The sequence below is a fragment of the uncultured Pseudomonas sp. genome, assembly GCF_913774235.1.
Classification (GTDB): Bacteria; Pseudomonadota; Gammaproteobacteria; order Pseudomonadales; family Pseudomonadaceae; genus Chryseomonas.
Map to the genome: position 1 here is coordinate 261,959 of NZ_CAJYDW010000012.1, position 22,230 is coordinate 284,188.

19 protein-coding genes are annotated in these 22,230 nt (G+C 65.7%); 10 read left to right on the forward strand and 9 right to left on the reverse strand.

All coding sequences use genetic code 11. The features are described from left to right. Window positions 1-300: 300 nt before the first annotated feature. The 5 genes from QZ471_RS10720 to QZ471_RS10740 form a co-directional block, all read right to left on the reverse strand. Window positions 301-1,719, reverse strand: a complete 1,419-nt coding sequence (locus QZ471_RS10720) for an OprD family outer membrane porin (protein ID WP_295463489.1) — start codon at window positions 1,717-1,719, stop codon at window positions 301-303. Between the two features lie 146 nt (window positions 1,720-1,865). Beyond that, window positions 1,866-3,458, reverse strand: coding sequence for an ABC transporter substrate-binding protein (locus tag QZ471_RS10725; protein WP_295463491.1), 1,593 nt, complete (start codon window positions 3,456-3,458; stop codon window positions 1,866-1,868). A 43-nt stretch (window positions 3,459-3,501) separates the two neighbouring features. After that, window positions 3,502-5,100, reverse strand: coding sequence for an ABC transporter substrate-binding protein (locus tag QZ471_RS10730; protein WP_295463493.1), 1,599 nt, complete (start codon window positions 5,098-5,100; stop codon window positions 3,502-3,504). A gap of 71 nt (window positions 5,101-5,171) precedes the next feature. Continuing rightward, complete coding sequence (locus tag QZ471_RS10735) at window positions 5,172-6,770, reverse strand: ABC transporter substrate-binding protein (protein ID WP_295463495.1); 1,599 nt, start codon at window positions 6,768-6,770, stop codon at window positions 5,172-5,174. A gap of 246 nt (window positions 6,771-7,016) precedes the next feature. After that, window positions 7,017-7,724: an SIMPL domain-containing protein gene (locus QZ471_RS10740; RefSeq protein ID WP_295463497.1), complete on the reverse strand. Its 708-nt coding sequence runs from the start codon at window positions 7,722-7,724 to the stop codon at window positions 7,017-7,019. A gap of 178 nt (window positions 7,725-7,902) precedes the next feature. Here QZ471_RS10740 and QZ471_RS10745 point away from each other — a divergent pair, with 178 nt between their 5' ends. The 6 genes from QZ471_RS10745 (at window position 7,903) to QZ471_RS10770 (ending at window position 14,743) form a co-directional block, all read left to right on the forward strand. Further along, window positions 7,903-9,162 (forward strand): ATP-binding protein, encoded by a 1,260-nt coding sequence (locus tag QZ471_RS10745; protein WP_295463499.1) that lies wholly within the window; start codon window positions 7,903-7,905, stop codon window positions 9,160-9,162. A 16-nt stretch (window positions 9,163-9,178) separates the two neighbouring features. Next, window positions 9,179-9,739: a response regulator transcription factor gene (locus QZ471_RS10750; protein ID WP_059226461.1), complete on the forward strand. Its 561-nt coding sequence runs from the start codon at window positions 9,179-9,181 to the stop codon at window positions 9,737-9,739. A 124-nt stretch (window positions 9,740-9,863) separates the two neighbouring features. Further along, window positions 9,864-11,597, forward strand: coding sequence for an ABC transporter ATP-binding protein/permease (locus tag QZ471_RS10755; RefSeq protein ID WP_295463502.1), 1,734 nt, complete (start codon window positions 9,864-9,866; stop codon window positions 11,595-11,597). Window positions 11,598-11,680: 83 nt separating this feature from the next. Continuing rightward, window positions 11,681-12,430 carry a FadR/GntR family transcriptional regulator gene (locus QZ471_RS10760; protein ID WP_295463504.1) on the forward strand — a complete coding sequence of 250 codons (750 nt, stop codon included), beginning with the start codon at window positions 11,681-11,683 and terminating at the stop codon, window positions 12,428-12,430. Window positions 12,431-12,564: 134 nt separating this feature from the next. Continuing rightward, window positions 12,565-13,476, forward strand: coding sequence for a 5-dehydro-4-deoxyglucarate dehydratase (kdgD, locus tag QZ471_RS10765; RefSeq protein WP_295463506.1), 912 nt, complete (start codon window positions 12,565-12,567; stop codon window positions 13,474-13,476). A 232-nt stretch (window positions 13,477-13,708) separates the two neighbouring features. Next, window positions 13,709-14,743 (forward strand): alginate lyase family protein, encoded by a 1,035-nt coding sequence (locus QZ471_RS10770; RefSeq protein ID WP_295463508.1) that lies wholly within the window; start codon window positions 13,709-13,711, stop codon window positions 14,741-14,743. Here QZ471_RS10770 and QZ471_RS10775 read toward each other — a convergent pair whose 3' ends face one another. The 4 genes from QZ471_RS10775 to gatC form a co-directional block, all read right to left on the reverse strand. Next, the gene (locus QZ471_RS10775; protein ID WP_295463509.1) at window positions 14,744-15,142 is read right to left on the reverse strand and encodes a septal ring lytic transglycosylase RlpA family protein; all 399 of its coding nucleotides are present in this window, start codon (window positions 15,140-15,142) and stop codon (window positions 14,744-14,746) included. Window positions 15,143-15,231: 89 nt separating this feature from the next. Next, entirely contained in the window at window positions 15,232-16,680 is a 1,449-nt protein-coding gene (gene gatB / locus QZ471_RS10780; RefSeq protein WP_295463511.1) for an Asp-tRNA(Asn)/Glu-tRNA(Gln) amidotransferase subunit GatB, read from the reverse strand. A 15-nt stretch (window positions 16,681-16,695) separates the two neighbouring features. Beyond that, window positions 16,696-18,147: an Asp-tRNA(Asn)/Glu-tRNA(Gln) amidotransferase subunit GatA gene (gene gatA, locus QZ471_RS10785; protein WP_295463512.1), complete on the reverse strand. Its 1,452-nt coding sequence runs from the start codon at window positions 18,145-18,147 to the stop codon at window positions 16,696-16,698. A gap of 8 nt (window positions 18,148-18,155) precedes the next feature. Further along, window positions 18,156-18,443: an Asp-tRNA(Asn)/Glu-tRNA(Gln) amidotransferase subunit GatC gene (gene gatC, locus QZ471_RS10790; RefSeq protein WP_295463514.1), complete on the reverse strand. Its 288-nt coding sequence runs from the start codon at window positions 18,441-18,443 to the stop codon at window positions 18,156-18,158. Window positions 18,444-18,674: 231 nt separating this feature from the next. Between gatC and mreB the strand changes: the two genes are divergently transcribed. The 4 genes from mreB (at window position 18,675) to QZ471_RS10810 (ending at window position 22,179) form a co-directional block, all read left to right on the forward strand. Then, window positions 18,675-19,718, forward strand: coding sequence for a rod shape-determining protein MreB (gene mreB / locus QZ471_RS10795; protein ID WP_059226470.1), 1,044 nt, complete (start codon window positions 18,675-18,677; stop codon window positions 19,716-19,718). An 87-nt stretch (window positions 19,719-19,805) separates the two neighbouring features. Beyond that, window positions 19,806-21,008 carry a rod shape-determining protein MreC gene (mreC, locus tag QZ471_RS10800; protein ID WP_295464687.1) on the forward strand — a complete coding sequence of 401 codons (1,203 nt, stop codon included), beginning with the start codon at window positions 19,806-19,808 and terminating at the stop codon, window positions 21,006-21,008. Further along, on the forward strand, window positions 21,008-21,496 hold the full coding sequence (mreD, locus tag QZ471_RS10805; RefSeq protein ID WP_295463518.1) for a rod shape-determining protein MreD: 489 nt from the start codon (window positions 21,008-21,010) through the stop codon (window positions 21,494-21,496). The genes mreC and mreD overlap by 1 nt, the downstream gene beginning before the upstream one ends. A 74-nt stretch (window positions 21,497-21,570) precedes the next feature. Continuing rightward, window positions 21,571-22,179, forward strand: a complete 609-nt coding sequence (locus QZ471_RS10810; protein ID WP_295463520.1) for a nucleoside triphosphate pyrophosphatase — start codon at window positions 21,571-21,573, stop codon at window positions 22,177-22,179. The last annotated feature ends 51 nt before the right edge of the window (window positions 22,180-22,230 follow it).

Here is a 22,230-nt window from a genome sequence, read left to right on the forward strand (position 1 = left end):
TTGAGGCTGATCAAGACGGCGCGGGTACCTGCCCGGCCGCGTTTTTGGATGAGACCTTGTGGGTCTCCATTCATCCCTGAAGGCGCCATCCTGGCGCTGCACGCGCGACGCCTGCTGAAGGCGGCTCGTTCGGTCCTACTGAAACTGTCGAAGAGCGCTCTGGAACGGCGCTGCAAGCCCGGCAGATTACCACGTCGCCCGGGCTGTCGACATTCTCGACATGGCCCGGGCTTCGCCGGTGTTCGCCACGCGATCCCGGCCAGATGCCGGGCGCTTCGCTGAATCTGCCGGACCTGGCCATCACAGCAGGTTGAACGGCAGGGTGGAGACCAGGCGCAGCTCCTTGACGTTGCCGTCGACCTGGTTCTGGCTGGCGCGGTGATCGGTCAGCAGCAGGCGGAAGCGACTGTCCTTGAGGGCGCCCTGCTGCACCTTGTAGGTGGTAATCAGGCCGATCTCGTGGTGCTTCTCGCCGTCCTGCTGCAGGACCTCGGCGTAGTTGGCGTACTTGCCGGCGCCGGCGTCGTAGTGGGTACCGTCGATGTCCCAGCCCTTGGCGTACCAGATACCGGTGCTCAGGCCGGGCACGCCGAAGTAGCTCCAGTCGGTCTCGTAGCGGATCTGCAGCGACTTCTCGTTGGGGCCGTTGTAGTCCGAGACCAGGGAGTTGGCCAGGTAGATGGCAGCCGTCTCGTGGGCGTAGTCGAAGTACTCGTTGCCATCGATCTGCTGGTAGGCCAGGGTCAGGCTGTGGGCCTGGTGGCTGCCGGTGAACGCCAGGCTCCAGGCGGTGTTGTCGATGTCGCCGGCCTTGGCGCTGCCGGCGTCGAGGGTGCGATAGGCGTTGGCCACCGCCTTCCAGGCAAAGGTGTCGAGGTTGCCGCCGGCCTGGGTCAGGCTCAGGAAGTACTGGTTCCAGACGTCCTCGAAGTTGGCGCCGTAGACGCTGACCTCCCAGCCCTGGGGCAGCTTGTAGTTGCCGCCGAGGAAGCTCAGGCGATCGGCGGTGACTTCGCGGGTGCCGTACTCGGTGGTCCACTTCTCGTCGCCGGCGCCGGTCCGCGGGCTCACCCGGGTGAAGGTGCCGCCTTGCAGCGAGAGGTTGTCCCACTCGTCGCTGGTGAAGGCCAGGCCATCGAAGCTGGAGGGGAAGGGGCGGTTGTCGTTGTAGCTGATCACCGGGGTGTCGAGCATGAAGCGGCCGACCTTGAGCTCGGTGTTGGAGATCCGCATCCGCGCATTGGCGATGCCCAGCTTGGACCACTCGGCATGGCCCTCGCCGTCGGCATTGGCCAGGGTGCGGTTGCCGCCGCCACCAATTTCACCCTTGCCGCGCTCCAGGTTGGTGGCCTGGTAGCCGGCCACGTCGATACCGAAGCCCACGGTGCCCTGGGTGTAGCCGGAGCTGTACTTGAGCGCCGTGGCCTGGACCCAGGTGTTGCGGGAGTGGGTACGGACCCGCGTGCCGTTCTTCCCGTAGCTGAAGATGGGATCGGAGCTGGTCTCGCGGGAGAAGAAGTTGCGCGTGGTCAGGGTCAGGCTGTCATCGGCGAGGAAGCCCTTGGCACCTTCCTGACCCTTCACCGGCTTCTGCACGTTGGGCAGGGTCTGCACCTCGTTGGCGTAGCTGGGATCGGTCGGCGCCGGGGACTGGGCGTGTGCGGCCAGGGCCAGGGTCAACAGGGAGAGGGCGAGGCCGCCACGGTGGACGTTGGTCATCGGTTGTGCTCCAAAGCGATCGTATTTTCTGGTTGTCTGGGCATTTTTCGGCCAGCCGAACCCGCCGCGCCGGGAAACGGCACGCAGCGGGAAGGCAGCGGAGGCCGGGCCGCCCGGGCCCGGTTCGGTGCGGCGTCAGGCGCCGGTCAGTCGAGGGTCACCGTGGAGAAGTCATAGATCCCCAGCGGACTCTGGACGTAGCCCTGCACCTTGGGTTGCAGGACGTCGGTGAACAGCGGATGCGCCAGCGGAATCCACGGCATCTGCTGGTGGAAGATCTGCTGGGCCTGCTCGTAGAGCGCAGCGCGCTGGGCCGGATCGTTGACGCGCTTGGCCTTCTCGATGGCGTCGTTGAAGGCCTTGTCGCACCAGAAGGCACGGTTCTCGCCGTTTTCCGCCGCCGAGCAACTCAGGTTGTTGGTGAGGAAGTTGTCCGGATCACCGTTGTCGCCGGTCCAGCTCATCATCAGCAGGTCGTGCTCGCCGGCCTTGGTGCGTTTCTGGAATTCGCCCCATTCGAACTGGGTGATCTCGGCCTTGATACCGATCTTGGCCAGGTCGCCCTGGATCAGCTGGGCCACCAGCGCCGGGCTGCCACCCGGGCCGCTGCCGGTGCTGATGTAGTACTTGAGGGTGAAGCCGTCGGCGTAGCCGGCTTCCTTGAGCAGGGCCTTGGCCTTCTCCACGTCATGCGGCCAGGGCTTGATGTCCTTGGCGTAGCCCAGCAACGAAGAGGGGTAGGGGTTGATCGCCGCCTTGGCACCGCCTTCGCCGAACACCGTCTTCAGGTAGTTCTGCTGGTCGAACGCCATGGCGATGGCCTGGCGCACCCGCACGTCGTTCAGCGGCTTGTGCTTGGTGTTGAGCGCCAGGAAGGAGGTGGTCTGGCTTTCCACCTGGGCCAGCTTGAGGCTCTTGTCCTGTTTCAGCATCGGTACATCCTGCGGCTTGACCGTCAGGCCGATCTGGCACTCGTTGTTGCGCACCCGCTGGATGCGCACATTGGGGTCCAGAGTCACCGCCAGCACCAGGCCATCCAGCTGCGGTTTCTTGCCGAAGTAGTCCGGGTTGACCTTGTAGCGGGTATTGGAATCCTTGGCGTAGCGCTGGAAGACGAAGGGGCCGGTGCCGATGGGCTTCTGGTTGATGTCGTCGGTCTTCTTGCTGGCCAGCAGGCTGTCAGCGTACTCCTTGGACAGGATCGAACCGAAGGCCATGGCCAGGTCGGCGAGGAAGGGCGCCTCGGGCTGGTTGAGGGTGAAGCGCACGTGCTGGTCATCCACCTTCTCGATGGACTTGATCAGGGTGCCCATCTCCATGGCCGCGGCGTAGGGGTAGCCGCTGGGGGAGAGGTTGTACCAGGGGTTGTTCTTGTCGAGCATGCGCTCGAAGCTGAACAGCACGTCGTCGGCATTGAGGTCGCGGGTGGGCTTGAAGTACTCGGTGGTGTGGAATTTCACCCCCTGGCGCAGCGCGAAGGTGTACTGCAGGCCATCCGGGGACACCTCCCAGCTTTCCGCCAGGCCGGGTTCCAGCTCGGCGCTGCCCTGCTTGAATTCCACCAGGCGGTTATAGAGCGGCGTAGCCGAGGCATTGAAGGTGTAGCCCGAGGTGTAGCGCCCCGGATCGAAGCCTTCCGGGTTGGCCTCGGTGCAGACCACCAGGGGACGGGCGAAGGCCGCATTGGCGGTCAGGCAGAGCAGGGCGGCGAGCGAGAGGGAAAAGAGTGGCTTGGACACGAAAGGCTCCTCGTGAAAGGCCCGCCGGGCGGGCCGGACAGGGTTAGCGGTCGAGGCTTACGCCATAGAAACCGGTGACGCCGAAGGGATTGATCTTGAAGCCCTGCACCTCTTTGCGCATGGGCTGGGACACCACCGAGTGGGCCATGGGGCTCACCGGCATCTGCTGGCGGATCAGCTTCTGCGCCTGCTCGTAGAGACGGGTGCGTTCGGCGCGGTCGTTGCTGGTCTTGGCCTTGCGGATCAGGGCGTCGTAGTCCTGGTCGCACCAGCGCGCATAGTTGCTGCCGCCGATGGCGCTGCAGCCGTAGAGGACACCGAGCCAGTTGTCCGGGTCACCGTTATCGCCGGTCCAGCCGTAGGTCAGCACATCGTGTTCGCCGGCCTTGGCTCTCTTGATGTACTCGCCCCATTCGTAGCTGACGATCTTGGCCTTGATGCCGACCTTGGCCCAATCCTGCTGGATCATCTGCGCCGACTGGCGGGCGTTGGGGTTGGAGGCGCGCTGCACCGTCATGGCCCAGAGGGCGATCTCGGTACCGTCCTTGACCCCGGCCTGCTTGAGCAGCGCACGGGCCTTTTCCGGATCATAGGGCGCACCCTTGATGCGCTTGTCGTAGGACCACTGAGTCGGCGGGATCACGTTCTGCGCCACCTGGCCGGCGCCCTGGAACACGGTATCGACGATGGCCTGCTTGTTGATGGCCATGTCCAGCGCCCGCCGCACTTCTGGCTTGTCCAGCGGCGGATGCTGGACGTTGTAGGCGAGGAAGCCGACGTTGAAGCCCGGCTGCTGCAGCACCTTGAGGTGCGGATCCTGCTTCATCTCCACCAGATCCGCCGGCCGTGCATAGCCACTGACCTGGCACTCGTTGGCCTTGAGCTTCTGCAGGCGGGTGGCGGCATCGGGGGTGATGGCGAAGATCAGGTTGTCGAGCTTGACGTCCTCGGGCTTCCAATAGTCCCGGTTGCCCTTGTAGCGGATCACCGCATCCTTCTGGTAGCGGCTGAAGACGAAGGGACCGGTGCCGATGGGCTGCTGATTGAGCAGCTCAGGCTTGCCCTCCTTGAGCAACTGCGCGGCGTATTCGGCCGATTGGATGGAGGCGAAGCTCATCGCCAGGTCGGCGGCGAAGGCGGCGTCGACCTGGTTCAGGGTGAAGACCACGGTATGGTCGTCGACCTTGGCCACCTTGGCGATGTTCTGGTCCAGCCCCATGTCGGTGAAGTAGGGGAATTCCGTGGGATAGGCCTTACGGAACGGCTGCTCCTTGTCGAGCATGCGCTGGAAGGTGAAGACCACGTCGTCGGCGTTGAAGTCGCGGGTGGGCTTGAAGTAATCGGTGCTGTGGAACTTCACGCCCTGGCGCAGATGAAAGGTGTAGGTCTTGCCATCGGGACTCACCTCCCAGCGGGTCGCCAGGCCCGGCTCCAGGGTGGTGCCGCCGCGCTGGAACTGCACCAGGCGGTTAAAGACCGTCTCGGCCGAGGCGTCGAATTCGGTGCCCGAGGTGTATTGCGCCGGATCGAAACCGGCGGGGCTGGCTTCCGAGCAGTAGACGAGATTGCTCGCCGCCTGGGCGAGCGGAGCACAGGCGAGCAGGCTCGCCGCCAGCAGGGAGTAGGCGTAGGGAAGGCGCATGGGGGTTCACTCCATCAGTCAAATGAACGGCCAAGGTCGGGAGCCTGGCTCCCGACCTTGGCCAACAGGCTTCACTTGCTGACGCTGACGCCGTAGAACTCGTTCAACCCGAAGGGGCTGATCTTGTAGTCCTGGACTTCCTTGCGCATCGGCTGGTAGACCGTCGAGTGCGCGATCGGCGTGATCGGTACCTGCTGCTTGAGGATCTGCTGAGCCTGCTCATAGAGCTTGGTGCGCTCGGCCTGGTCGGTCACACGCTTGGCCGCCACGACCAGATCGTCGTAGGGCTTGTAGCACCAGCGGGAGTAGTTGTTGCCACCGATGGACTTGCAACCGTACAGGGTCGCCAGCCAGTTGTCCGGGTCACCGTTGTCGCCGCTCCAACCGATCAGCAGGATGTCGTGCTCGCCGGCCTTGGCGCGCTTGTTGTACTCGCCCCATTCGTAGCTGACGATCTTGGTCTTGACCCCGATCTTGCTCCAGTCCTGCTGCAGCATTTCTGCCATCAGGCGCGCATTGGGGTTGTAGGGGCGCTGCACCGGCATGGCCCAGAGGGTGAACTCGGTACCTTCCTTGAAGCCGGCTTCCTTGAGCAGGGCCTTGGCCTTCTCCGGATCGTAGGGCGCGTCCTTGAGGGACTTGTCATAGGACCACTGGGTCGGCGGCATGCCATTGACGGCCACCTGGCCGGCGCCCTGGTAAACGGCGTCGACGATGGCCTTCTTGTTCACCGCCATGTCCAGCGCCTGGCGTACCTTCAGCTTGCCCAGGTCGCCATGCTCGACGTTGTAGGCGATGTAGCCGTCGTTGAAGCCGGGCTGCGACGGCATCTTCAGATTCGGGTCCTTCTTCAGGCCATCCAGATCCGCCGGGCGGGGGTAAACGGTGATCTGGCACTCGCCGGCCTTGAGCTTCTGCATCCGCACCGAGGCGTCGGTGTTGATGGAGAAGATCAGGTTGTCCACCTTGGGACCGTCGACCTTGTCCCAGTAGTCCGGGTTGGCCTTGTAGCGGATCACCGCGTCCTTCTGGTAGCGGCTGAAGACGAAGGGACCGGTACCGATGGGCTTCTGGTTGATCTCGGCGGGCTTGCCGGCCTTGAGCAACTGGTCGGCATACTGGGCCGACTGGATGGAGCCGAAGCTCATGGCCAGGTTCTGCAGGAAGGCCGCATCCACCTCGTTCAAGGTCATGCGCACCGTATGGTCGTCGACCTTTTCCACCTTGGCGATGTTCTGGTCGAGACCCATGTCGGTGAAGTAGGGGAATTCGGTGGGGTAGGCCTTACGGAAGGCATTGTCCTTGTCCAACATGCGCTGGAAGGTGAAGACGACGTCGTCCGCATCGAAGTCGCGGCTCGGCTTGAAGTAATCCGTGGTATGGAATTTCACGCCCTTGCGCAGGTGGAAGGTATAGACCTTGCCGTCCTCGCTGATGTCCCAGCTCTCGGCCAGACCAGGAATGACCTTGGTGCCGCCGCGCTCGAATTGGGTCAGCCGATTGAAAATGGTTTCCGCCGAGGCATCGAAGTCGGTGCCGGTGGTGTATTGCGCCGGATCGAAACCGGCCGGGCTGCCTTCCGAGCAGAACACCAGATTGGCCGCCTGGGCCAGGGGTGCCCCGGCCAGCAGACCGGAGGCGAAAAGGGCAGCGAGTACGTTCTTGTGCATGGAGACCTCATGTCGGGGACGGCGCAACCGGGTGTGGCGTTGCGAAACGAATTGCCGATGTCTTGTGGACAGATAGGCCCACATGCACAGCCTGTGCCCATCTCCAGCGTCTGGCGAAGCTATGGGCGCGAGAAGACCCAAACGAAAAACAGATGTCGCAAAGGTGTAAGAAGACTTATCCAAGGACTGTCGCTGTGCGCACCAAAAGTGCGCGCAGAGACAGCGTTGTTACTTTTCTGCACCGGATCAGGGCATCTGTACCTCGATGGTCCCTCCGGCGGTGACTTCGACCGTGGTAGTACCGGGTGCGACATCCGGAGTCACGGCATCGCTGGCAGCCTTCATCGCCGACATCCGTAGCATCGGCAGCGGTTGGGGCACGCCGCTGGTGCCCAGGTCCAGGTTGACGATACGGTAGCCGGTGCCGCCCAGCGCCTCGGTCGCCAGTTGGGCGCGGGCCTTGAAGGCGGCCACGGCGTCCTTGAACAGGGCATCCTCCTGCTGCTTGCGGGTGCCATCGGCGATGGTGAATTGCAGGTTGCCCATCTTCAGGCTGCCGAGCAGTTCGCCGGTCAGCTTGGACAGGGCGGCGAAATCCGCGCTTTCCAGGCGTACCTCGCCACGCTCGCGCCAGCCATTGATGGCCCGGCCTTGCTCCTCGTAGATCGGATAGGTGTTGCGGTTGCCCAGGGAGACGGTCACCCCCGCCACCTTGCGCGCCTGCTCCAGGGCCGCGTTCAGGGTCTTGCTCGTCTCGTTGGCCAGCGCCGCCGGGTCCTGGCCCTGGCTTTCGGTATAGAGCATGACCTGCATGCGATCGCGCGGCACTTCGCGGCTAACCTCGGCCCTCAGGCTGATCTGGTTGTAGCGCGGCTCGTCGGCCTGGACACCGGTGGCCAGGACAGCGCTGAACAGGGCGGCGCCGAGGGCGAGGGGGCGAAGCGGGAAGGTCATGGTGTTCTCCTAGTGGTATTGCACAAGCTCTGGGACCGCAGGGCCGGCCGATGGTGCGTCGCTTTGCCGCGTCGGCGGTCGAGGGCGGATACCGCTCGCTATAATGGCGAGTCTGCTCCGACGGGCGCGCGCCGCTGGCGACGACCGTCTCGATCGTGTCCTGCGCCTGGAACCTCGCATGTTCTCCTTGCCCGTTCAATGGTTGTCCGCCAATCGCCAGAATCTCGGGCGCCTGGTCCTCATCCGCGTGCTGGTACTGGCCGCCCAGGCCGGCTCCGTAGGTATCGCCCGCCTCTCCGGCATCGTCGAGCTACCCTGGACCGCCCTGGCCATCACCCTTGGCGTCTCGGCGGTGCTCTGCCTGTTCGCCGCGCTGCGGCTGACGCGCTCCTGGCCGGTCACCGAGCAGGAATACGCCGCGCACCTGGGTTGCGACCTGGCCATCCACAGTGCGCTGCTCTATTTCGCCGGTGGCCCGACCAACCCCTTCGCCTCCTATTACCTGGTGCCCCTGACCATCGCCGCGGCGACCCTGCCCTGGCTCTACACCCTGGTCCTTGCCGCCCTGACCCTGACGGTCTTCTCGCTGATGCTGCTCTCCTATGAGCCGCTGCACCTGCTGGTGGCCAACGACGGCGCGGTGCTGAGCTACGGCATGTGGCTGAGCTTCGCCCTGTCTGCCGCCGTCATCACCCTGTTCGTGGCGCGGATGGCGGCGGCCCTGCGCGAGCAGGAGAGCCTGCAGGCCCAGCGCCGCGAGCAGGCCATGCGCGACCAGCAATTGCTGGCGGTGGCCACCCAGGCCGCCGGGGCCGCCCACGAACTGGGCACGCCGCTGTCCACCATGAGCGTGCTGCTCAAGGAACTGCAGCAGGAGTACGCCGGCCAGCCGACCCTGAGTGAGGACCTCAAGCTGCTGCAGGCCCAGGTCGGCCAGTGCAAGCAGACCCTGCAGCAACTGGTGCGCGCTGCCGAGGCCGATCGTCGCCAGACCGTGCAGGAGCAGACCGTGGTGGAATGGCTGCAAGCGACCATGGATCGCTGGCACCTGATGCGTCCGGAGGCCACCTACAGCTTCGAGGTGGTCAGTCTGGGCACGCCGCCGCGGTTGACGCCGCCGGTCGAACTTACCCAGGCGCTGCTGAATCTACTCAACAACGCCGCTGACGCCTGTCCGGAGAACCTCGCCATCCGACTGCACTGGGACGCCCGTGAACTGTGCCTGTCGATCCGCGATCACGGTGCCGGCGTGCCCCTGGCCATTGCCGAGCAACTGGGCAAACCCTTCTTCACCACCAAGGGCAAGGGCTTCGGCCTGGGCCTCTTCCTCAGCCAGGCCAGCGTGACCCGCGCCGGCGGCACCGTGAAGCTCTACAATCACGAAGAAGGTGGCACCCTGACCGAATTGCGCCTGCCGCGGCACTACGCCCTGGCGTGAATGCCTGGAGACTTGCATGACTGACGAACTCAACAGCGGTTTCGACGACCAGCCCCACATCCTGCTGGTCGATGACGATCCCACCTTCACCCGCGTCATGGCCCGTGCCATGGACCGCCGCGGCCTGCGCGTATCCATCGCCGACAGCGCCGAGGAAGGCCTGCAACTGGCCAAGGAGGACCTGCCGGACTACGCCGTGCTGGATCTGAAGATGGAAGGCGATTCGGGCCTGGTGCTGCTGCCGCAGCTGCTGGAGCTGCACCCGGAGATGCGCGTGGTGATCCTCACCGGCTACTCCAGCATCGCCACCGCGGTGGAAGCCATCAAGCGCGGCGCCACCAACTACCTGTGCAAGCCCGCCGATGCCGACGACGTCCTGGCGGCCCTGCTGGCCCAGCACGCCGACCTCGACACCCTGGTGCCGGACAATCCCATGTCGGTGGATCGTCTGCAGTGGGAGCATATCCAGCGGGTACTGGCCGAGCACGAAGGCAACATTTCGGCCACCGCCCGCGCCCTGGGCATGCACCGCCGTACCCTGCAGCGCAAATTGCAGAAGCGCCCCGTACGTCGCTGACAGCTTGGCATCGCCCACGGTTGCGTGGGCGACAAACTGTTACATTGTTTCCGTCAGAATTCGTTCAGGCATTCCGGCATAGGCTGTGCAGGCGTCTCGTTGTGCAGTCCTTGAGAGTCCGAGCATGTCCGAATCCGCCGTACCCGTACCCTCCGTCTATGGGGCTTCCCGTGGACACTTCCTCGCCCGTGTCTGGGCCCTGATCACCCCCTACTGGCGCAGCGAAGAGAAAGGCAAGGCCTGGCTCCTGCTCGGGGTCGTGATCGCCCTGTCCCTGGCGGGGGTCGGCCTGTCCGTCGCCCTGAACACCTGGTATCGCTACTTCTACGACGCCCTGCAGAATCGCGATCTCGCCGCCTTCATCCGGCTGATGCTGTATTTCTGCGGCCTGGCGGCCACCGCCATCCTGCTGGCCGTGTACCGGCTCTACCTGACCCAGGCGCTGACCATCAATTGGCGCCGCTGGCTGACCGAACAGCACTTCGGTCTCTGGCTGTCCGACCGCAACTACTACCAGCTCGAACGCGAAGGTGGCGCCGACAACCCCGACCAACGCCTGACCGAGGACATCCGCGACTTCGCCGAAACCACCCTGAGCCTGGGGCTGGGCTTCATCCGCACCGTGGTCAGCCTGGTGTCCTTCAGCGTCATCCTGTTCGGCATTTCCGGCGACATCACCCTGTTCGGCATCACCATCCCGGCTTACATGTTCTGGGCTGCGCTGATCTACGCCACCATCGGCACCTGGCTGACCCACCTCATCGGCCGCCGCTTGATCGGGCTGTACAACCAGCAACAGCGCTACGAAGCCGACCTGCGCTTCGGCCTGATCCGCGTCCGCGAGAAGGCCGAGAGCGTCGCCCTGTTCCGCGGCGAGGCCAACGAGCACCGGCGCCTGCTGGATCGCTTCGGCTACGTCTGGGGCAACTACCACCTGGTGATGAACTACACCAAGCGGCTGACCTTCTTCACCGCCGGCTACAGCCAGATCGCCATCATCGCCGGCTTCGTCCTGGCGGCGCCGCGTTACTTCTCCGGCAAGATCCAGCTCGGCGACCTGATGCAGATCAACTCGGCCTTCGGCAACGTCCAGGAGAGCCTCAGCTGGTTCGTCGACGCCTACGTCAGCCTGGCCGGCTGGCGCGCCGTCTCCGATCGTCTGCTCACCTTCCGCGAGACCATGGCCGAATTCGGCCAGGAGACCGACATCCTGGTGCCCCGCACCAGCGAGGGCGACCTAGTCCTGGAAGGCCTCACCCTGGGCGCCGCCGGCCGCCTGCTGCTGCATCCCACCGACCTGCGCATCGCCCGGGGCGAGCACCTGCTGATCGAAGGTGCCTCGGGCAGTGGCAAGAGCACCCTGCTGCGCGCCCTGGCCGGACTCTGGCGGCAAGGGCAGGGGGGTATCGCCGTACCCGGTGGGCGTCAGCTGTTCCTGCCGCAACAGCCCTATCTGCCCATCGGCACCCTGCGCGAGGCGCTGGCCTATCCGCAGCCGGTGGAGGCCTACACCGACGAGCGCCTGACCGAGGTGCTGCAGCAATGTCGCCTGGCGCATCTGGTCGAGCATCTGGACGAAAGCCGCCATTGGGAGCGCACCCTGTCGCCCGGCGAACAACAGCGGGTGGCCCTGGCACGGGCGCTGCTCTATGCCCCGGACTGGCTGTTCCTCGACGAGGCCAGTTCGGCGCTCAGTGAGGCGGACGAGCGGGCGCTCTACCAGCGGCTGCTCGCCGAGAATCCGGGGCTGACCCTGGTCAGCGTCGGTCATCGCCCGAGTCTGCGTGCCTATCACCAGCGGCACCTGCTGTTGGAGGACCAAGAGCTGCGGGCCAGAGCGGTGGATGACTTGTCCTGATACGGACTGAGCGGTCTAAAAGGGGCGTTCGCTAAAGGGTGGGTGCTATGATGAAAGTGTCACTTCCATCGGTACGAAAATTCATGTCCGCGCCAACCGCAACCCGCCCCCGTAAAAGACCCCGCAGCCTGGCAGAAGAGGTGGTTGCGGTACTGATCCAACAGATTGGCGATGGACAATTCCAGCCCGGTGACAAGCTCCCCACGGAGTCGGCCATCATGCAGGCCCAGGGCGTGAGTCGTACCGTGGTCCGCGAAGCCATCTCCCGGCTGCAGGCCGGGGGCTACGTGGAAACGCGTCATGGCATCGGCACCTTCGTCCTGGAACGGGTCGAGACGGTGCTGCCCATCGATCCGGCCACCATCACCACCCTCAAGGATGTCCTGGCGATGCTCGAGCTGCGCATCAGCCTGGAAGTGGAGGCGGCGGGCCTGGCGGCACAACGGCGTTCGACGGAGCAGCTGCAGCAGATGTGGGACCTGCTGGAGGCCATGCGCGCGGGCGTCGAGCAGCCCGACAGCGCCGTGAGTGCCGATCTGGAGCTCCACCTGCTGATCGCTCGGTCCACCGGCAATCGCTACTTCAGCGACATCATGGGTTACCTGGGCACGGTGCTCATCCCCCGTACCCGGCTGAATTCCGCCTATCTCGCCCATGACGACCAACAGCGCTACCAGCAGCGTCTGGATGCCGAGCACGAGGCCATCGTCCAGGCCATCGAAGCCGGTGATGCGGAAGCCGCCGGGTCGGCCATGCGCCTGCACCTGAGCAACAGCCGCGAGCGTCTGCGCCGCGCCCATGCGGAAATGGAACGCCAGGTGGAACAGGCCTGAGGCAGGGCGGCCCGGCCGGCCGCACGACTTTTTTCCGGGAGGACTTGCCGCTCCCTTCATATAGGTTGTACGATGACTTACAACAGGTCGCGGGCTGACCGCACCTCCGTACAACCCATGCCGAGGCATTCCAGATGACCCCACAAGAACTCAAACACGTCCTCTCTTCCGGTCTGCTGTCCTTCCCGCTGACCGACTTCGATGCCAATGGCGACTTCCGGGCCGACACCTACGCCAAGCGCCTGGAGTGGCTGGCTCCCTATGGCGCCACCGCCCTGTTCGCCGCGGGCGGCACCGGTGAGTTCTTCTCCCTGGAAGCCAGCGAATACCGCAGCATCATCAAGACCGCCGTGGACACCTGCCAGGGCAGCGTGCCGATCCTCGCCGGCGTCGGTGGCTCCACCCGTCAGGCCATCGCCTATGCCCAGGAAGCCGAGCGCCTCGGCGCCAAGGGCCTGCTGTTGCTGCCGCACTACCTGACCGAAGCCAGCCAGGACGGCGTGGCCGCCCACGTCGAAGCCGTGTGCAAGTCGGTCAAGATTGGTGTGGTGGTCTACAACCGCAACGTCTGCCGCCTGCAGCCCCATCACTTGGAGCAACTGGCCGAGCGCTGCCCGAACCTGATCGGCTACAAGGACGGCCTGGGCGACATCGAGCTGATGGTCGCGATCCGCCGTCGTCTGGGCGATCGCTTCAGCTACCTGGGCGGCCTGCCCACCGCGGAAGTCTACGCCGCGGCCTACAAGGCGCTGGGCGTCCCGGTCTATTCCTCGGCCGTGTTCAACTTCATTCCCAAGACCGCCGTGCAGTTCTATGAAGCCATCGCCCGTGACGACCACGAGGCCGTCGGCAAGCTGATCGACGACTTCTTCCTGCCCTATCTGGAGATCCGCAACCGTTGCGCCGGCTACGCCGTCAGCATCGTCAAGGCGGGTGCCAAGATCGCCGGCTACGATGCCGGCCCGGTCCGGACGCCGCTGACCGACCTCAAGCAGGACGAGTACGAGCGCCTGGCCGCGCTGATGGACAAGCTCGGTCCCCAGTGAGTCTTGGCGGTCGCGACCGCCGCCGCCAGCGTCTCGCCCCAGCAGCCCGCGATCAGCCGCCTGATCGCGGGCTGCTTGTCGTCCGGGGGGAATCAGGAGACATCCTGGCCTTAAGGTGCGCCTAAGGCCGTCCTGCCAGGCTGGGTGCCTACCTTCGACCGGCCCGTGGATGGCGAAAGGGGAGGGCGGTCGCGCCAGCCCCAGGTCGACGTCCATGCAGGGGATCCTCGCCTTGACCGCTGCCGTCGTCTTCCTCGCCCTTGCCGCCAACCCGGGTAGTACCACCTGTCTGGCGGCCCGTCCCCCTTCGGCTGCCGCGCTGACCCAGGCGGTGGCTCATCCGCCGGCGCCGGAGCCCCAGGCGCTGGCGGTCATCCATACCGAGGGGACCTTGCCCCATACGGGCATTCACGATGAGTCCGCCGCGGCCGTGCGGGATTTCGGCTACCTGCTCGATCTCGCCCTGGCCTGGCGGGATACCCAGGATGCCGAGGCCCTGGCGCGCCTGGTGACCTACCTCGATGCCTGGGTACAGCGCTATCGACCGAGCTTCGACCCGATAGACGAGACGAACCTCGCCAGTCTCATCGTTGCCTATCGCCTCACCGCTGCGGACCTTCCGGCGCTCACGGCCCAGCGTACCCAAGCCTTCATCCAGCAGCTGGCACTAGGCTATCTGCAACGAATGGAGGCGCACCGGGGCGATGTCAGGGGCGTCTGGGGCAACAACTGGCAGAGCCACAGGATCAAGTTGGTAACGCTGGCGGCCAGTGCCCTGAATGATCCGGCACTGTTCGCTCGGGCCCGCGCAGCTTTCGTCGCCCAGTTGTCGGCCAACCTCCAGCCCAATGGCGAGGTACGGGACTTCGCCGAGCGCGATGCCTTGCACTATGTCGTCTATGACCTCGAACCCCTGGTGCTGGCCGCGGCGGTGGCCCAAGGGCAGGGTGAGGACTGGTTGCGGCTGCCGGGCGCCGAGGGGCAAACCCTAGCCGTGGCGCTCGACTGGCTGCTGCCCTTTGCCCAGGGGCAGCGCCAGCACGAAGAATTCCGCCATTCGCAGGTGCGCTTCGATGCCCAACGCGCTGCGGCGGGCCTGCCTGGTTTCAGCGGTGTCTGGGACCCCAAGGGTGCCAAGGCGCTGTACTGGTCGGCGAGTCTGCTCGATCCGCGCTATGTAGCCGTGGCCAGGCAACTGGGCGCGGCCCCGCCCCGTGCCCTCTGGGCCTACGCTCCGCCTTGTTCGGGGCAGGTAGGTGGGCGCTGATCAGTCCAGGCTGCGGATGCTGACCTTGGCCGTCCCGTCGGCCACCATGTCGAGGCGGTCGGCGGCACTGCGCGACAGGTCGATCACGCGGCGGCGCACCGTGGGGCCGCGATCGTTGATGCGGACGATGACGCTCTCACCATTTGCCAGGTTGATGACCTCGACGCGGGTGCCGAAGGGCAGGGTGCGATGGGCGGCGGTGAGGGCATTGGGGTCGTATTTTTCGCCGCTGGCGGTGCGGCGTCCGGCATGCCACTTGGAGTAGAAGGACGCCAGGCCGACATCGTGATAATCGTGGGCAGCGCTGGACGACAGGGTAGGCGGGAAGCTTTCCTGACTGGCGCAACCGGCGAACAGCAGGACCAGCGACAGCAGCCCGGCGCGGTGAATCCGATGCATCTCGATGCCTCCTGGCAAAACGACCGGCAGCAGCTTAAGGGCTCGAAGCGGGGCTGTCAGCCCCGCTCCTTAACCCTATGCGAACGCCGTCAGCCTTCCAGTTTCTGCTTGAGCAGCTGGTTCACCTGGCCGGGGTTGGCCTTGCCCTTGGAGGCCTTCATCGCCTGGCCGACGAAGAAACCGAACATCTTGCCGCGCTTGGCTTCGTCGCTGGCACGGTACTGCTCGACCTGGGCGGCGTTGGCGGCCAGGACCTCGTCGAGCATGGCCTCGATGGCGCCGCTGTCGGTGACCTGCTTGAGGCCCTTGGCTTCGATGACGGCATCGGCGCTCTCGCCTTCGCCGGCGGCCAGAGCTTCGAAGACCATCTTGGCGAGCTTGCCGGAGATGGTGTCGTCCTTGATGCGCAGGATCAGGCCACCCAGCTGGGCCGCGCTCACCGGTGACTGGGCGATCTCCAGGCCGTCCTTGTTGAGCAGGCTGGACAGCTCGCCCATCACCCAGTTGGCCGCCAGCTTGGCATCGCCGCTGACGCGCTGGACTTCTTCGAAGTAGTCGGCCAGTTCGCGGCTGGCGGACAGCACGCTGGCGTCGTAGACCGACAGGCCGAATTCCTGCTGGAAGCGATCGCGCTTCTGCGTCGGCAGCTCGGGCAACTGGCTACGCACCTCGGCGAGGAAGGCCGGCTCGATCACCACCGGCAAGAGGTCGGGGCAGGGGAAGTAACGGTAGTCGTTGGCTTCTTCCTTGCTCCGCATGGAGCGGGTCTCGTCCTTGTTCGGGTCGTACAGGCGGGTTTCCTGCACGACCTTGCCACCGTCCTCGATGAGCTCGATCTGGCGCTGCACCTCGTGGTTGATGGCCTTCTCGATGAAGCGGAAGGAATTGACGTTCTTGATCTCGGCGCGGGTGCCGAAGGCTTCCTGGCCCTTGGGGCGCACCGACACGTTGCAGTCGCAGCGCAGCGAGCCCTCGGCCATGTTGCCGTCGCAGATGCCCAGGTAGCGCACCAGGGCGTGGATCGCCTTGACGTAGGCCACGGCTTCCTTGGCGCTGCGGATGTCCGGCTCGGAGACGATCTCCAGCAGCGGCGTGCCAGCGCGGTTCAGGTCGATGCCACTCATGCCGTGGAAGTCTTCGTGCAGGCTCTTGCCGGCGTCTTCTTCCAGGTGCGCGCGGGTGATGCCGATGCGCTTGACGGTACCGTCTTCCAGGGTGATGTCCAGGTGGCCCTTGCCGACGATGGGGTGGTCCATCTGGCTGGTCTGGTAGCCCTTGGGCAGGTCCGGGTAGAAGTAGTTCTTGCGCGCGAAAACGTTGCGCTCGGCGATTTCGGCGTCGATGGCCATACCGAACTTGCAGGCCATGCGCACCGCCTCGGCATTGAGCACCGGCAGGGTGCCGGGCATGCCCAGGTCGATCAGGCTGGCGTGGACGTTGGGCTCGGCGCCGAAGCTGACGGCGCTACCGGAGAAAATCTTCGATTGGGTGCTGAGCTGAGCGTGGATCTCAAGCCCGATCACGGTTTCCCATTGCATGTCTTGATCCTTTCCTCAGAAGCCGCTCGGCGCCTGGCGATGCCAGTCGCTGACCTGTTGGTACTGGTGGGCGACGTTCAGCAGGCGGCCTTCCTGGAAATAGTTGCCGAGCAGTTGCACGCCGACCGGCAGACCGTCGATGAAACCGGCCGGCATGGACAGGCCGGGGATGCCGGCGAGGTTGGCGGCGATGGTGTAGAGGTCCTCGAGATAGGCCGAGACCGGGTCGTCGCTCTTCTCGCCGAGCTTCCAGGCCAGGTTCGGCGTGGTCGGGCCGAGAATGACGTCGACCTCGGCGAAGGCCGTGACGAAGTCGTTCTTGATCAGTCGGCGGATACGCTGGGCCTTGAGGTAGTAGGCGTCGTAGTAGCCGGCCGACAGGGCATAGGTACCAACCATGATGCGGCGCTTCACCTCGGCGCCGAAGCCTTCGCCACGGGACCTCTTGTAGAGGTCTTCCAGGTTGACCGGATTCTCGCAGCGATAGCCGAAACGCACGCCGTCGAAGCGCGACAGGTTAGAGCTGGCCTCGGCCGGAGCGATGACGTAATAGGCCGGGATCGCATGCTGCAGGTTGGGCAGGGAGATTTCCTTGACGGTGGCGCCGAGCTTCTTCAGCTCCCCGACCACGGCCAGTACCTTCTCGCCGATGCGGGCGTCGAGACCGGCTCCGAAGTATTCCTTGGGCAGGCCGACGCGCAGGCCGCTCAGCGGCTGCTGCAGGGCGGCGCGATAATCGTCCACCGGCTGGTCGACGCTGGTGGAGTCCTTGGGGTCGAAGCCGGCCATGGCCTGCAGCAACAGGGCGCAGTCTTCGGCGGTGCGCGCCAGCGGGCCACCCTGATCGAGGCTGGAGGCGTAGGCGATCATGCCCCAGCGCGAGACGCGGCCGTAGGTGGGCTTGATGCCGGTAAGGTTGGTCAGGGCCGCTGGCTGGCGGATCGAGCCGCCGGTATCGGTACCGGTAGCAGCCGGCAGCAGACGCGCCGCCACGGCGGCGGCGGAGCCACCCGAGGAGCCACCCGGTACCCGGGTGAGGTCCCAGGGGTTCTTGACCGGGCCGTAGTGGCTGGATTCGTTGGCCGAGCCCATGGCGAATTCGTCCATGTTCAGCTTGCCGAGGATGACGGTGCCGGCGGCGGCCAGCTTCTCCACCACGGTGGCGTCGTAGGGCGCCTTGAACCCGGTGAGGATCTTCGAGCCGCAACTGGTCAGCACGCCCTCGGTGCAGAACAGGTCCTTGTGGGCGAGGGGCGCACCGAGCAGGGCGCCGTTCTCGCCAGCGGCGCGGCGGGCGTCGGCGGCACGCGCCTGGGCCAGAGCCTGGTCGGCGGTCACGGTGATGAAGCTGTTGAGCTGCGGGTCGAGGCGCTCGATCCGGGCCAGCAGGTCACGGGTCAGTTCTTCGGCGGAAAAGTCCTTCGCGGCCAGGGCAGCGGCGATCTCGGTCAGGGTCAGCTGATGCATGTCGTGTCTCACTCGATCACCTTGGGGACCAGGTAGAGCCCGGCTTCCACGGCGGGGGCGATGGCCTGGTAGGTGTCGCGTCGATCGCTCTCGGTGGCCTGATCGGCGCGTAGGCGCTGGGTGGCCTCCAGCGGGTGGGCGAGGGGGGCGATGCCCGTGGTGTCCACGGCCTGCATGCGATCGACGAGGCCGAGGATGTCGTTGAGGGTAGCGGTGGTAGCGGCGAGATCCGCTTCGTCGAGGCCCAGACGGGCCAGGTGAGCGATCTTTTCGACGTCGGTGCGTTCGAGCGCCATCGGCTTCTCCAGCAGGAAGGCGGCGTGACCCGGGTGACGGCCGCGTATGCAGGAGACGGGCAGGGCGGGTCGGGCGCCGCGTTGAACGAGGGCTTAATGGCCCGGAAAAGCTCTCAATCTAGCACATCGGCGCCTTGCCCTAAATCCCTGCGATTGTTAGAGTCTGCCGCACTTTTTTACCCGCACGTTTGTCCTGTCGCGTGCCTGCTCGTCACCGCCTAGGGTCACCTCATGTTCAAGAAACTGCGTGGCATGTTCTCCAGCGATCTGTCGATCGACCTGGGAACCGCCAACACCCTCATTTATGTCCGCGAGCGCGGCATCGTCCTGAACGAGCCGTCGGTGGTTGCTATCCGTACCCACGGCAACAGCAACCAGAAGAGCGTGGTCGCCGTCGGTACCGACGCCAAGCGCATGCTCGGTCGTACACCGGGCAATATCTCCGCCATTCGCCCGATGAAGGACGGCGTCATCGCCGACTTCAGCGTCTGTGAAAAGATGCTGCAGTACTTCATCAACAAGGTGCACGAGAACAGCTTCCTGCAGCCCAGTCCGCGGGTGTTGATCTGTGTCCCTTGCAAATCGACCCAGGTCGAGCGCCGGGCCATCCGCGAATCGGCGCTGGGCGCCGGGGCCCGCGAGGTGTTCCTGATCGAGGAGCCCATGGCCGCAGCCATCGGTGCCGGTCTGCCGGTCGAGGAAGCCCATGGCTCCATGGTCGTCGACATCGGTGGCGGTACCACCGAGATCGCCCTGATCTCCCTGAACGGCGTGGTCTACGCCGAGTCGGTACGGGTCGGTGGTGATCGCTTCGACGAAGCCATCGTCACCTACGTGCGTCGCAACTACGGCAGCCTGATCGGCGAATCCACCGCCGAGCGCATCAAGCAGGAAATCGGTACCGCCTACCCGGGCGGCGAGGTCCGCGAGATCGACGTCCGTGGTCGCAACCTGGCCGAAGGCGTACCGCGCAGCTTCACCCTTAATTCCAACGAGGTGCTCGAAGCCATGCAGGAATCCCTGGCGACCATCGTCCAGGCGGTCAAGAGCTGCCTGGAGCAGTCGCCGCCGGAGCTGGCCTCCGACATCGCCGAGCGCGGCCTGGTGCTGACCGGTGGTGGCGCCCTTCTGCGCGATCTGGACAAGCTGCTGGCGCTGGAGACCGGCCTGCCGGTGATCGTCGCCGAGGACCCGCTGACCTGTGTGGCCCGGGGCGGCGGCAAGGCGCTGGAAATGATGGATCGCCACGCCATGGACCTGCTGTCCACCGAATAAGGCAGTTCCAGGCTACAGGCCCCGATCCGGTCGCCCCTGGCGTCCGGGTCGTCGGGCGCGTTCTGCGAGGAACTCACCATCAAGCCGATTTTCAGCAAGGGCCCGGCGCTGGGCATTCGTCTGTTGATCCTGGCCGCCCTTTCGGTGGGTGTCATGGTCACCGACGCGCGTTTCGACTATCTGAAACCCGTGCGCAGCGAGCTGGCGCTGGTACTCTCGCCCCTCTACGAGGTGGCGGGCTTTCCCCTGCGCGCCTGGGAAGCCGTCAGCGATCAGTTCTCCAGCCGCAGCGAGCTGATGGCGGAGAACGAAAGACTCAAGGCCGAACAGCTGCTGTTGCAACGCCGCCTACAGAAGCTCGCCGCCCTCACCGAACAGAACGTGCGCCTGCGCGAGCTGCTCAATTCCGCCGCTCTGGTGGACGACAAGGTGCTGGTGGGCGAACTGATCGGGGTCGATCCCAATCCCTATACCCATCGCATCATCATCGACAAAGGCGCGAAGGACGGCGTCTTCGTCGGCCAGCCGGTGCTCGACGCCAGCGGCCTGATGGGGCAGGTGGTGGAGGTGATGCCCTATTCGGCGCGCGTCCTGTTGCTCACCGACGTTACCCATAGTATTCCGGTCCAGGTCAACCGCAACGGTCTGCGCGCCATCGCCGCCGGTACCGGCAATCCCGAGCGCCTGGAATTGCGCTACGTGGCCGATACCGCGGACATCAAGGAAGGCGACCTGCTGGTGAGTTCCGGCCTGGGTCAGCGCTTCCCCGCGGGCTATCCGGTGGCCACGGTGTCCAAGGTGATCCACGACTCCGGGCAGCCCTTCGCCGTGGTCCGCGCCATCCCCACCGCCAAGCTCAATCGCAGTCGCTACATGTTGCTGGTGTTCAGCGATACCCGCACCCCCGAGCAACGCGCCAACGATGCCGCCGAGGCCCAGGAAGCCGCCGACCGCCATGCCGCCCAGCGTCCGGCCGCGGCAGCCAATCCGCCAGCGGCGGGCGCCGCGGCCGCACAGCCGCCGGCGGCCAGTGCACCGGCCGCAAGTGCCCCCGCCGCGACGCCGGGCGCTACCGCCCATGGCCGCCAGGCGACACCGACCAAGCCCCCGGCGAACGCCACGGGTACGGCCGCCCATCCAAGTACCCCGGCCAAGCCGCCGGCCCATGGCGCCGCACCGGCGACCGGCCAGTCGGCAGCCACCCCCGCCCAGCCGCAGAAGCGGGTGCCGCCGCTGCCCGCCGCGAGCCAGCAGCCGGCTCCGGAATTGCCCGACGAGGGTGATCGTTGATGGCGCTGCGCATCGGCCACAACGGGTGGGTGATCTGGCTCACCCTGTTGGTCGGGCTGCTGCTGTCCGTGGTACCCATGCCGGAATTCATGGAGATCGGTCGCCCGCTTTGGCTAGCGATGCTGCTGACCTTCTGGACCCTGACCCTGCCGCACCGCGTCGGCCTGTTCACCGCCTGGATCATGGGGATTGCCGAAGACGTCCTCTACGGCAATCTGCTGGGGCAGACGGCGCTGGTCCTGAGTCTGGTGGTGTTCCTGGTCCGCTCCCTGGCGCAGCGTCTGCGCGCCTTCCCGATCTGGCAGCAGAGCTTCGTGCTGCTGGTGGTCTACGGCATCGCCCAGTTGCTGGCGCTGTGGCTCAACGCCCTGGCCGGCAGCCGGCCGCCGACCCTGGTCTTCCTCACCCCCTCCCTGGTCAGCGCCTTGCTCTGGCCGTGGATCTACCTGCTGCTTCGTGGGCTCCGCCGCAGATTCGGGGTCAACTAAGGCTTGTCTGAGCTGGTTTCACCTGCGCCAGGCTGGCATGCTCCCCTCATCTCTCCGCCGTCTGGTTGTTGTCGATGCCCCAGCTCTACCTTGCTTCCGCCTCGCCCCGGCGTGCCGAACTGCTCGAACAGATCGGCGTCGCCTTCCAGAAAGTCGCCGCCACGGTGGATGAAACCCCTCATCCCGGTGAGGCGGCGGATGCCTATGTCGAGCGGCTGGCGCGGGCCAAGGCGGCCATGGGCCGGCAGGTGCTGGCCGGCAGCGCGGACGGTTGCGTGCTGGGCGCCGATACCTGTGTGGTGCTCGATGACCAACTACTCGGCAAACCCCGGGACCGGGCCGCGGCCCTGGCCATGCTCGCCGCGCTCAGCGGCCGGCGCCATCGGGTGGTGACTGGGGTCGCCATCGCCGACGGCGAGCGGTGCCTGAGTCGCGTGGTGGCGGCGGAGGTGGAGTTCCGTCCCTTGACGCCCGGGGAGGCCGAGCGCTACTGGGATACCGGCGAGCCGGCGGACAAGGCCGGCAGCTATGCGATCCAGGGTGCCGGGGCGGTCTTCGTCCGTGGCTTGCAGGGGAGCTACAGTGCTGTCGTAGGGCTGCCGCTGTGCGAAACCGCGGAACTGCTGAGCGCTTTCGCCATCCCTTGTTGGCGGTCCGTTGGACTGCCGACTGCGCAACCCTGAGGCATTCGGCTCCGCGGCCGTTCTGCTGCCCTTCCACGTCGTCCAAGAGTC